General features: G+C 38.8%; 12 protein-coding genes and 1 other RNA gene. 3 read left to right on the top strand and 10 right to left on the bottom strand.

The genetic code is table 11. The features are described 5' to 3' along the window. Positions 1-90: 90 nt before the first annotated feature. From HT699_RS07295 to HT699_RS07330, 8 genes are all read right to left on the bottom strand, one after another. Complete coding sequence (locus HT699_RS07295; RefSeq protein WP_055356964.1) at positions 91-276, bottom strand: hypothetical protein; 186 nt, start codon at positions 274-276, stop codon at positions 91-93. Between the two features lie 160 nt (positions 277-436). Then, positions 437-1,126, bottom strand: a complete 690-nt coding sequence (locus tag HT699_RS07300; protein WP_000518020.1) for a response regulator transcription factor — start codon at positions 1,124-1,126, stop codon at positions 437-439. An 11-nt stretch (positions 1,127-1,137) separates the two neighbouring features. Beyond that, complete coding sequence (gene gndA, locus HT699_RS07305) at positions 1,138-2,562, bottom strand: NADP-dependent phosphogluconate dehydrogenase (protein WP_172934214.1); 1,425 nt, start codon at positions 2,560-2,562, stop codon at positions 1,138-1,140. Positions 2,563-2,637: 75 nt separating this feature from the next. After that, positions 2,638-4,044, bottom strand: coding sequence for a cell division site-positioning protein MapZ family protein (locus tag HT699_RS07310; protein ID WP_172934215.1), 1,407 nt, complete (start codon positions 4,042-4,044; stop codon positions 2,638-2,640). Positions 4,045-4,056: 12 nt separating this feature from the next. Further along, positions 4,057-5,214, bottom strand: a complete 1,158-nt coding sequence (locus tag HT699_RS07315) for a class I SAM-dependent RNA methyltransferase (protein WP_172934216.1) — start codon at positions 5,212-5,214, stop codon at positions 4,057-4,059. Positions 5,215-5,297: 83 nt separating this feature from the next. Next, positions 5,298-5,678: RNase P RNA component class B (gene rnpB / locus HT699_RS07320), an RNA gene on the bottom strand. 20 nt (positions 5,679-5,698) lie between these two features. Further along, positions 5,699-6,040, bottom strand: coding sequence for a cell division regulator GpsB (gene gpsB, locus HT699_RS07325; protein ID WP_000146532.1), 342 nt, complete (start codon positions 6,038-6,040; stop codon positions 5,699-5,701). 69 nt (positions 6,041-6,109) lie between these two features. Beyond that, positions 6,110-6,637, bottom strand: a complete 528-nt coding sequence (locus HT699_RS07330) for a DUF1273 domain-containing protein (protein ID WP_166731737.1) — start codon at positions 6,635-6,637, stop codon at positions 6,110-6,112. Between the two features lie 67 nt (positions 6,638-6,704). Between HT699_RS07330 and HT699_RS07335 the strand changes: the two genes are divergently transcribed. Then, entirely contained in the window at positions 6,705-7,289 is a 585-nt protein-coding gene (locus tag HT699_RS07335; RefSeq protein ID WP_000725526.1) for a VanZ family protein, read from the top strand. Between the two features lie 755 nt (positions 7,290-8,044). Here the strand turns inward: HT699_RS07335 and HT699_RS07340 are convergent. After that, positions 8,045-8,425: a hypothetical protein gene (locus tag HT699_RS07340; RefSeq protein WP_054392695.1), complete on the bottom strand. Its 381-nt coding sequence runs from the start codon at positions 8,423-8,425 to the stop codon at positions 8,045-8,047. Positions 8,426-8,852: 427 nt separating this feature from the next. Here HT699_RS07340 and recU point away from each other — a divergent pair, with 427 nt between their 5' ends. Next, positions 8,853-9,449: a Holliday junction resolvase RecU gene (gene recU / locus HT699_RS07345; protein WP_000248778.1), complete on the top strand. Its 597-nt coding sequence runs from the start codon at positions 8,853-8,855 to the stop codon at positions 9,447-9,449. Beyond that, complete coding sequence (gene pbp1a / locus HT699_RS07350; protein ID WP_001039981.1) at positions 9,446-11,641, top strand: penicillin-binding protein PBP1A; 2,196 nt, start codon at positions 9,446-9,448, stop codon at positions 11,639-11,641. The genes recU and pbp1a overlap by 4 nt, the downstream gene beginning before the upstream one ends. Before the next feature lie 137 nt (positions 11,642-11,778). Here pbp1a and HT699_RS07355 read toward each other — a convergent pair. Further along, positions 11,779-12,579, bottom strand: an 801-nt coding sequence (locus HT699_RS07355) for an IS3 family transposase (protein WP_172934217.1), incomplete at its 5' end; no start/stop codon positions are given.

Raw genomic sequence — 12,579 nt, forward strand, 5'->3', positions numbered from 1 at the left:
AATTCAAAGTGGGTTTTAATGAGATAAGCCAGTGAATCAATGCCTTGTCTCATATCCGTTTTCCCACATACGAGATAGACCTGCCCTAGGCTAGATAGATGAATTGTCATGGAGCAACACCTTATCCAAAAGCTCTTCTATCATTTCGAGATTGAGAGATTGAAAAAAACTTACTTCAAGCTTGCCAATACGAATTTTAAGCAGAATATCATTTCTCTTTTTAGAATCAAAACGACGAGATTGTGGAATCTCTACAGGAACAATAGGTTGTGGCATTTAAATATCCTCCAATAGTTTTACTTTACTAATAGTATACAGGAGGTCTTCCATGAATGATAGATACCTTGTTATGACGCGCTTACTATACAAAGAAAAAAACGGAAAGACATCCCTTTCTCCATTTGAAAAAAGCAGTTACACAACTGCAACTGCTTTTCTATTCTTGCATGGTGTAACCAACACCACGCACGGTTTTAATGTAGCTTTTTTGACCTTTTACATCAAGCTTGCTACGTAGATAACGGATATAGACATCTACGATATTTGTCTCGGTCCCACTTTCATACTTCCAGACACTTTCCAACAACTGCTCACGAGTCAGAACTTTCTTGCTTCCCATAAGTGTCGCCAAAAGGTCATACTCACGGCGAGTCAGAGCAATCATCTCTTCACCACGATAAACCGTGTGATGTTCAACATCTATCCTAAGATTGCGGTAGGTCCTTGGAACTTTCATCAGACTGCAGTGTTGATCAATGAAGTCCCGACCTCGGAAGATCGCCGAAATACGCGCTACCAGATTTTCGATAAGGACTGGCTTATAGATGTATGAAACTGCAAAACGCTGAACAACTTCCAGCTCTTCTTGCAAGTCTTCCCAATGATCTAAAATCATGATGACTGAGGCTGGCTTAGTTCGACTCAGCTTATCTGCAAAATCCTGGGCTGTCATATCCCCCAGATGAGCATTCAATAAAATCAAGTCATAGTCTGTCTGAAGAGCCATGGAGAAGGCTTTTTGCCCCTCCTCAACCTGATCAACTCGGTATTGCTCTTTTTGGAGTTCCAAACTTAAAAAATGAGCTAGATTTCGTTCTTTCTCAAGTAATAAAATCCGTTTCCCCATGGCAGACCTACTTATTTTTCGTCATACCAAGAGTAGTGGAAGGTTCCTTCTTTGTCTTTACGTTGGTAAGTGTGGGCACCAAAGTAATCACGTTGCGCTTGGATCAAGTTAGCTGGAAGATCAGCTGAACGGTAGCTATCAAAGTAAGTAATAGCTGCTGAGAAGGTTGGTACTGGCACACCAGCTTGAACTGCAAGAGCTACGATATCACGCACTGCTTGTTGGTACTTAGCAGTAACATCCAAGAAGTACTCATCCAAAAGAAGGTTGGCAAGGTCTGCATCACGGTTGTAAGCATCTGTAATCTTTTGCAAGAAACGAGAACGGATGATACAGCCATCACGCCAGATAGATGCGATGTCTGCAAATGGCAAGTTCCAGTTATTTTCTTTAGAAGCTACACGTAATTGCGCAAAACCTTGTGCGTATGAGATGATTTTTGAGAAGTAAAGGGCTTGACGGATTTTTTCAATCAATTCAGCCTTATCTCCTTCAAATTTGAAGGCAGCTGGTTTTGGAAGAACCTTGCTAGCATGCACGCGTTCTTCTTTGTAAGTTGAAATGTAGCGAGCAAATACTGACTCAGTAATTAGCGACAATGGCACACCAAGGTCAAGTGATGATTGGCTAGTCCATTTACCAGTTCCCTTGTTACCTGCAGCATCAAGGATGTAGTCTACGATTGGTCCATCTTGGCCTTCATCGTCTTTACGGCTCAAGATATCAGCTGTGATTTCGATCAAGTAGCTGTCCAATTCTCCCTTGTTCCACTCAGTAAAGATTTCAGCCATGTCTTCTGCAGAAAGGCCTAGCAAGTGTTGTATCAAGTCATAGCTTTCTGCGATCAATTGCATATCACCATACTCGATACCATTGTGAACCATTTTCACATAGTGACCAGCTCCGTCAGGACCGATGTAAGTCACACATGGTTTGCCATCTTCTGGTGCTTTAGCTGAGATTTCTTCAAGAACATCCGCAACCAATTCATAGGCTTCTTTTTGTCCACCAGGCATGATAGAAGGACCTTCAAGGGCACCTTTTTCACCACCAGAAACCCCAGTACCGATAAAGTTGATACCTGAGTTTGCCAATTCTTCATTACGACGGATTGTATCTTTGTAGAAAGTATTTCCACCGTCAATCAAGATATCACCCTTGTCAAGGTGTGGAAGAAGGGCTTGGATAGTAGCATCTGTACCAGGTCCAGCTTGAACCATCAGCATGATACGGCGAGGTTTTTCGATTGAGTTTACAAAACTTTCAACGTCATAGCTTGGTACAAAGTTCTTTTCAGGATGGCAAGCAATCACATCTTCCGTTTTTTCTTTACTACGGTTGTAAATAGCAACTGTGTAACCACGAGATTCAATATTAAGGGCAAGGTTACGACCCATTACGGCCATACCTACGACACCAAAGTTAGCTTTTGTCATTTGACACTCCTCTTGTTTCATTTATTTTATTTTATCATTTTTACTTTTGAAAAGAAAGAATTTTGTAACGACTGCTTAGTAGTCCAAGTCATCTGCATGACCAGCGCCATTTCCGACAAAGTAGCCTGTCTTACAGTTAAGGGTAAAGAGATAGGTTCCATCTGGCTTGTAGAGGTTGTAATAACCATTGCTGTTAACGATATTGACACGTTCAAGGATATATTGGTCTCCAGTGATATAGCCACGTGATCGTGAAGTCGCTAGAATTTGTTCCAAGACACCATCCGCAAAATCCCAGGCAGAGTTGTTACTATCATCAATAGCAGACTGGTTATAGGCAACACGACTGGCACTTCTTTGAACAGCAACACCCGCACTTGATAGACCCATATTGACTTTGCTACGAGAACTTCTAGTCTCATTTGAGGCAGCATTTGAACTACTTGGGCTTGTCTCACTAGTCGTATTTGAGCTTGTTTGACTAGTGCTTGAGCTACTAGTTTCACTTGAACTTGAGCTAGAAGTACTTGTTTGCTGGCTCTTACCAAGGCTGATAGCCTTATCTAGCACTTTATCAAGCTCCGTATTTCCAGTTTTAATATCCGTAAATTTAGCATCCGATTTGGCTTTGGCATTGGTATCCAACACACCGTCCACAATAGCTGGTTTCTCAAATTGAGCATTGACATCTTGAATGGCCTTGATTTGCGTTGCTAGACTATCATACTTAGATTTGGCTAGCGTATGTTCACGACTACCTTCCAGTTTATCAAGCAAGGTTTTGAGTTGACTCAGTTTATCAAACTGGCTATTTTTCAAAGCCGTTTTATTACTATCTGTGTAGAAAGCATCATATAAATTATTAAATTCTTCCACTTCTGCCTGCGTGTTTGTGGTTGATTGAGAAGTCTGAATTTCCTTGGTCGAGCGATTCACTTGACGATAGACATAATAAGCACTGACACAGATAATTACTGATACAAGCGCCAAAGCGGTCAAAACAAAGCCTTTTTTGCTTTTCTTTTCTGAGTCTTCTTGTTCCAGACGAGAAAGGTTTTGCTCCTCTTCCACTTCTTCAGTCATTTCTGTTGGATTTTCATCCTCTAGCAATAGAGGATCCAAGCCTTGCTCCTCATCGTCCAGAGGCAAGGGTGGTAAGATGTCTTCAGAAGATGGAACTTCCTCCGAAGAAGCTTCTGACTCTTCTACAGCCTCACGCATCTCTTGAATTAAATCATCCAGACTCTGAGTTTCAACTAACTCCTCTTTTTTGTATTGGCGAGTCGCAAACTTATCCGCCTCAATTTCATCTCTGTGTTGCTTAACATACTTGTCCAAAATGGAATCCTCAGGCAAGACTCCTGCTTCCACTTCTTCATTTTTACGAATAGCTTGACCAACTGTTAGCTCTTTTGCTTCATCAAAATCAAATTGCGGTTCTTGGCCTTCTTTTTTATGACGATTTCGTCTTTTTTTACTCATGAGTATCCCTTTCTATTTTACCTCTTGCCGTTTGACACGCTGACCAAAATATTGATACAGATCCACTTTCAAGGTTCCGTTGTATAACTTACGCTTCTTATCTGCTTGGCTACCATACTTGCTTTCAAAGGCTTCATCACTAGTCAAGATAAATTTGCTCCAAGTTTTCAGTGGTGCAAATACTTGACCCATCTCAGCATAAAGCTTGGTCACTCCTGCATCATCTGATAAACGCTCCCCGTAAGGCGGATTGGAAATAATCACACCATTGATTTTATCGGAACGTAAATCCTGCACGCGCATCTGCTTAAAGGTAACATCTCCTGCAACACCAGCTGCCTGGGCATTGGCCTTAGCAATTTCCACCATGCGAGCATCAATATCACAGCCCATGATATCCAGCTCCAGCTCACGGTCTACTTTTTTAGCCGCTTCTGTACGCACTTCCTGAATCAAGCGATCGCTGACCCAGTTCCACTCCTCAAATGCAAAAGAGCGACGAAGTCCTGGCGCCATCTTTCGAGCAATCATAACTGCCTCAATACAGAAAGTCCCCGAACCACAGGTCGGATCAATCAAAGGCTTGTCTGGATACCAGTTGGAGAGTTGCAAAATAGCTGCTGCCATATTTTCCTTGATAGGAGCCCCACCCTTTTCCGTACGATAGCCACGTTTAAAGAGACTGGATCCTGTCGTATCAATCATGACAGTTGCCACATCTTTGAGAATAGAGACCTCAATCTTAAACTCTGGGCCATTCTCCATCAGAGGAACACCTTCTGGGCGAGCATAGTGTTTCTGCAATTTCTTGACAACAGCTTTCTTAGAAATAGCCTGAACACTGGGCTCATTGTGAAGTTTAGATTTAACACATTTGGCTTTTGAAATCGGGAACCGAGCTCCAAGTGGTAAATAATTTTCCCAATCTAGGGCGAAAACTCCCTGAAACAGCTCTTCAAAAGTCTTAGCTGGGAACGTTCCTACGATAATTTTGATACGATCTGCTGCCCGAAGCCAGAGGTTGGTTTCGATAATAGCTCTCACGTCTCCTTGAAAACGAACACGACCATTTTCAACCTGACAATCGTAGCCCAACTCTCGCACTTCTCGTCCTACAACAGCTTCAAGTCCTGCTGCCGCAGTTGCAATTAAATTAAATTCTTTTTTCATGTTACAGTCTTGTAAGACCTTTCTTTTGTTCACTTTAAAAAATGAGGTTGAGAAAATTTCTCAGCCCCAACCTATATGCAATTTTCTATAAGCCATGTTTTGTTCCAGAAGTGACTAGGACCACTTCCTTCGATAATCATCTGTCTACCACTAACAGCTCCAGCTGATAGCAGTCAGAATACTACGTTCGTTTCCGTGTACTCCATGCCCCGACCAAAATTTGGGTTGCTAGCTTGAGGGGTTTACCGCGTTCCACTCTCTCCGTTTCCAGAAAGACTCCGTCACTGTGGCACTTTCAAGCCTACTCTGACCTATCAAAAGACTTAGCCATTTCAACTGCCGTAACGATTTCTCGTCCCTAGGCTTATGGTTTCGCCTAGCACAAACACTACAGGCATCACAGCCTGTGCTAGCATGGACTTTCCTCATGAGAAGCAATTCTCCTCACGCGATTATCCAAAAATTGCATGTAACAAGACCTGAATTACAAATCAGTATTGTCTAAAATTTGTTTACCGAATACTTCTTTTTCAAGACGATTCAAGCGTTTCAAAATATCAAAATTCGTCATAGAAGATGAAGCAGCCACATCAATTGGATCTGGGTGACTAGGACTTGGAGCCGAGCTCACTTGCGGTTTACGAGTTAATTCTTCCTTCAAATCCGCAATTTCCTGACGAAGTGACTTGACCAAGGCAGCATAGGTTTCATAGTCCTTGATGACATCGTCTAAAAACTCATCAACTTCTACCTTGCTATACCCACGAACTTCACGTCCAAACTCTTGTTCAAAAATATCTTTCGCTGAAAAAATAATACTTGCCATGTCTCTCTCCATTCTCGCTTGCTAGTATTATTATATAAAAAAAGGCAAACAAAAATCAAGGTCAAAGCTTCAATTTTCGGAAAAATTTTCAGCAAGTTCATTTAATTGATCAAATGTTAATCTCTTTATAAAATAGTCCTCTTGATTTTTCATCTTTTGGTAAAAATAAGCTAGTTTCGTTTCATTTTCTTCATCATAAAAAAGATAGGAACTGTTCGTATTTTCCAGTAAAAACTGCTGGTAGTCTCTTAACTGCCCCTTGTGTTCATAGCGAGGATAGGCATATTTGACAAAGTCTACTTGCTTAAAACGACTCAGTTTCATCTGATTGCCTTCATTCCAATTTTCCCCATGGGTTTCAAAAGCAAAAATGGTCGCCAACTGGAAACCGTACTCGGTTTTCATCTCCTGAGCAACCTCTAAAACCCAATATTCAAAACCCAAAGTCCCTGTAAATACAAGCCAAGTCACCCCATCTGCTGCCATAGCCTCTAAATCTTTACGTATCGCTTTTTTAATCAATTTAAGACGAGGATCCTTGTCAGAAAACAAACCCAAATCAAAAGCAGAATAGCCTAAAACCAAAGCTGTAGCCATTTTTAACCCTTTCTGTGCAAATTTATGATATAATATGGTATATAAATGAAATTTAGGAGATTATAAAATGAAAAAAATATATATACTTGATTTTTTAAATTTAGCTATTTCCTTCCTAATTTGTAGATGGTTTTTTATGGAATACCTTTACTTCCAATTCATCTCTATCTTTAGTTTTCCTACCGGTGGCTCTGATTTCTGGAGACCTCTATTCATCATTCTAATTCTAACATTGTTTTTATTCACTTTCCTAAGATCTAGCTATACGCACAGACTTGATACTAGATTGATAAGAATATCTTATTTTCTTTACTGTTTAATTCTTGTTTATTCGCTACTTTTTAAAAATTTAGGTATTCAGGGAGTTAACTTTAATCTCGTTGAGTTTATCAAAGATTCACTTTTAATTGATTCAACAATTCCTCTTTTAAATATTGTAATTTTTATCCCAATAGGAGGATTATTTAAATTTAATTTTAAAACAGTCATGCGTTTTATCTTTTTCATAACAATAATAGAAACCTCACAATATGTATTTCATCTCGGATTCTTTGATATAGGAGATATATTTACAAACACAATAGGTTTTATAATTGGAAGCAATATCCATGATAGCAGATTAGGAAAAAAGATAATTCATTACATAAAATAAAACTACAAATCTTAGATATTCTATTTACATTCCTTTAAAATCAGAAAGAGCATCATTTTTTATAATATGTACTAATGATAGGCATTTGTTTAAAGTATATATTTAAATTCCGATGTTTATTACGCAAACTGTCAACAAAACATGTAAACTTTGATTTTAAAGAAGGCCAGGTGAAAACTCATAGTAAACAGAAAACAAAAGAACTAAGCACAGTTTGAATAGTATCCTTTTTCGAGGTTGTAGATAATACTGACAAAATCAGTAACAAATCTATGAAAATATCTACTACCTATATTGCTTTTTAATTTTATAAAAGCATCAATTTTAAGAGAAAACAAATATTTCAATAATAAACCGTATATGATCAAAGATTTTAAAATCGTGATAATATACGGTTTTCTGATTGTAAAGATTTTTTACCAAACTTATTTTTAATTGATAATAATTCACTTATTATTACCAAATTCTCTTTAAAAGTATGTTTTAAAATAACTTATATCTATTCAATCTTTATAATCCATCACAAAATACTTTTCTACATCAAAACTCACAAAGAAACTATAGTAAATTGAAATAAGATGAGGATAAATCATTTGAGGCATTCAAATTAATTTCTAACAATGCTTTAGAAATTATGTTGTACTATTCTAGTTTCATTTTACTATAAAAACCAATTGATATGATTAGTAAGGAAGAGTATTAAACTAAAAAATTATAAAATAGTTAATAAAAGACTTATCCAAATAAATACTCAATTAATAAGCCACACTACCTGAAATATTATATAAACCTCTATCCTCAGTATTGAAATATAATCCATAAGTACCTGAATTTAGATCAACACTAATTGTTCCACTAGTTTTTCCATAATAAACAGATGATGCATATATTTTACCACCAATCCATGAACGACTCACAACAGAAACTCTAAACCCTACGTTCCCACTCCCAGGTCTAGGAGTTTGGTTATGATTAACAGTATAGGTTCTTCTACGGTTAGTGTACCAAGCTTGTATTGAATATTTACCTCTTATTCCCTGTCCATTATAAGTAATCGCAGTTGCTGCATGCACTACATTTGCTATCAACAGAATCCATAAAAAGCCAATAGATAGTATCCGAATAATGTCTTTCATAGAGATTCCTTCAAAATATATAAGTATGGAGATAATTTCAATCCCAAGTTTAATCAGTCTGTAGTTAATTACTAGAAGAATGTTCCGAATCAATAAAACAATAAAGCTAAAATCAAGCCTATATAATTACGACTCTAGATTATATCTTGTTTGTAAAGCGCTTTCGACATCATTATATAACATTTATAAAATTAAATCAAATGATATTTATATTTTTTATACTACGTTGTGATTCGAATGTGATAATGTCTTTAGTAAATCGAACGTGAAAATATCCCATTTGGTAGAATAGTCATATGAAAAGGATCCAACTGAATATGAATGAAGCGAAAAAATATCTTGTGATAAAAGCTATAGTCATTTTTAACCCTTTCTGTGCAAATTTATGGTATAATAAAGTGATATTATTGCACCAATAAGGAGAATTATGGTCAACTATCCACATAAACTTTCATCACAAAAAAGACAAACATCTCTTTCTCAACCCAAAAATTTCGCAAATCGAGGAATGTCTTTTGAAAAGATGATCAATGCTACCAACGACTACTATTTGTCTCAGGGCTTGGCTGTTATACACAAGAAACCAACCCCTATTCAAATCGTACGAGTGGACTATCCACAACGAAGTCGTGCCAAGATTGTTGAAGCCTATTTTCGACAAGCTTCAACGACGGACTATTCTGGCGTTTATAATGGATATTACATCGACTTTGAAGCCAAGGAAACAAAACAAAAACGTGCGATTCCGATGAAAAATTTTCATCCACATCAGATTCAGCATATGGAACAAGTCCTTGCCCAACAAGGAATCTGCTTTGTCCTTCTTCACTTTTCTTCTCAGCAAGAAACCTACTTATTGCCGGCATTCGATTTGATTCGCTTCTATCATCAAGATAAGGGACAAAAATCAATGCCACTTGGATATATTCGAGAATATGGATATGAAATCAAGGCTAGTGCCTTCCCTCAAATTCCTTATCTCAATGTTATCAAAGAATATTTATTAGGTGGTAAAACAAGATGAACAAACCAACGATTCTGCGCCTAATCAAGTATCTGGGCATTAGCTTCTTAAGCTTGGTTATCGCAACCATCGTCTTAGGCGGAGGAGTTTTTTTCTACTACGTTAGCAAGGCTCCTACCCTATCCGAGAGTAAACTAGTTGCAACAACTTCTAGTAAAATCTACGACAATAAAAATCAACTCATTGCCGACTTGGGTTCTGAACGCCGCGTCAATGCCCAAGCTAATGATATTCCCACAGATTTGGTTAAGGCAATCGTTTCTATCGAAGACCATCGCTTCTTCGACCACAGGGGGATTGATACCATCCGTATCCTGGGAGCTTTCTTGCGCAATCTGCAAAGCAATTCCCTCCAAGGTGGATCAACTCTCACCCAACAGTTGATTAAGTTGACTTACTTTTCAACCTCGACTTCCGACCAGACTATTTCTCGTAAGGCTCAGGAAGCTTGGTTAGCGATTCAGTTAGAACAAAAAGCAACCAAGCAAGAAATCTTGACCTACTATATAAATAAGGTCTACATGTCTAATGGCAACTATGGAATGCAGACAGCCGCTCAAAACTACTATGGTAAAGACCTCAATAATTTAAGTTTACCTCAGTTAGCCTTGCTGGCTGGAATGCCTCAGGCACCAAACCAATATGACCCCTATTCACATCCAGAAGCAGCCCAAAACCGCCGAAACTTGGTCTTATCTGAAATGAAAAATCAAGGCTACATCTCTGCTGAACAGTATGAGAAAGCAGTCAACACACCAATTACTGATGGACTACAAAGTCTCAAATCAGCAAGTAATTACCCTGCTTACATGGATAATTACCTCAAGGAAGTCATCAATCAAGTTGAAGAAGAAACAGGCTATAACCTGCTCACAACTGGGATGGATGTCTACACAAATGTAGACCAAGAAGCTCAAAAACATCTGTGGGATATTTACAATACAGACGAATACGTTGCCTATCCAGACGATGAATTGCAAGTCGCTTCTACCATTGTCGATGTTTCTAACGGTAAAGTCATTGCCCAGCTAGGAGCACGACATCAGTCAAGTAATGTTTCCTTCGGAATTAACCAAGCAGTGGAAACAAACCGCGACTGGGGATCAACTATGAAACCGATCACAGACTATGCTCCTGCCTTGGAGTACGGTGTCTACGATTCAACTGCTACTATCGTTCACGATGAGCCCTATAACTATCCTGGGACAGATACCCCTGTCTATAACTGGGATAGGGGCTACTTTGGCAACATCACCTTGCAATACGCCCTGCAACAATCGCGAAACGTCCCAGCCGTGGAAACGCTAAACAAGGTCGGACTCAACCGCGCCAAGACTTTCCTAAATGGTCTCGGAATCGACTACCCAAGTCTTCACTACTCAAATGCCATTTCAAGTAACACAACCGAATCAGACAAAAAATATGGAGCAAGTAGTGAAAAGATGGCTGCTGCTTACGCTGCCTTTGCAAATGGTGGAACTTACTATAAGCCAATGTATATCCATAAAGTCGTCTTTAGTGATGGGAGTGAAAAAGAGCTCTCTAATGTCGGAACTCGTGCCATGAAGGAAACGACAGCCTATATGATGACCGACATGATGAAAACAGTCTTGACTTATGGAACTGGACGAAATGCCTATCTTGCTTGGCTCCCTCAGGCTGGTAAAACAGGAACCTCTAACTATACAGACGAGGAAATTGAAAACCACATCAAGACCTCTCAGTTTGTAGCACCTGATGAACTATTTGCTGGCTATACGCGTAAATATTCAATGGCTGTATGGACAGGCTATTCTAACCGTCTGACACCACTTGTAGGCAATGGCCTTACGGTCGCTGCCAAAGTTTACCGCTCTATGATGACCTACCTGTCTGAAGGAAGCAATCCAGAGGATTGGAATATACCAGATGGTATCTATCGAAATGGGCAGTTTGTTTTCCAAAATGGAGCAAGACCGACTTGGACTGAAACAACATCCCAATCATCTTCAACCGAAAACTCCTCAACAAGTACAGAAGGCTCTACTAGCCTAGCACCAACTACAAGTCCTGATGCTAGTAATAATAGTCAAAATCAAGCACCAGCCACAAGTCCTGATGCTAGTACCAATGGTCAAAACCAAGCACCAAATACACCCGGAGCCAATCAAACTCCAGCTCCACAGACCCCTCAACAACAACCACAACAGTAAACGAAAAATCCTGAGAACTCTAAACTCAGGATTTTGTCATTTTCAAAATGAAATACAGAGGTCAAGTACATTTTCCCATAATAAAACGCATACGACCAAGGATTTTCTGTACTGACCCCAAAAGTTAGACAATTAATTTATCCAAAGGATTTAGTTCTGTATTGTACAGGACTGAGTCCTTTTAGTTTTACCTTAATTCGTTTATTGTTGTAGTAATCAATATAGTCTATAATGGCTTGTTCCAATTGCTTAAGCGACTGAAATGACTTCTCATAACCATAAAACATCTCCGATTTCAGAATGCCAAAGAAGGACTCCATCATGCCGTTGTCTGGGCTGTTGCCCTTGCGTGACATGGATGCTTGAATTCCCTTACTCTCTAGGAACCGATGATAAGAATCGTGTTGATATTGCCAGCCTTGGTCACTATGGAGAATCGTATTCTCATAGCGCTTCTCTTTGAATGCCTGTTCCAACATTGTTTGTACTTGTTCTAAGTTGGGTGAAGTTGAAAGATTATAGGCGATAATTTCACTATTAAAGCCATCTAAAACTGGTGATAAGTAAAGCTTTTGAGTACTTGCTGGAATGGCAAATTCTGTCACATCTGTGTAGCACTTTTCCATTGTTTTAGAGCCTTCAAATTGACGTTGAATGAGATTCTCTGCTTTCTTACCAACGTCTCCTTTATGAGAAGAATATTTTCGTTTCTGTCGCATTTTAGCTTGTAAATTGAGTACTTTCATCAAGCCTTGAACTCTTTTATGATTTACTAGATAACCACGATTTCTTAGTTCTAAATAAATCCGACGATAAGCATAATTTCCCTTGTGTTCGATAAAGATGGATTGAATTTCAGCTTTAAGCTCTTGGTCCTTATCTGGTTTATCTAGCTGTTTCAAGTGATAGTAGTAGGTCGAACGAGCTAGTTTAATGGC

This window comes from Streptococcus sp. 1055 (genome assembly GCF_013276815.1).
GTDB lineage: Bacteria > Bacillota > Bacilli > Lactobacillales > Streptococcaceae > Streptococcus > Streptococcus pseudopneumoniae.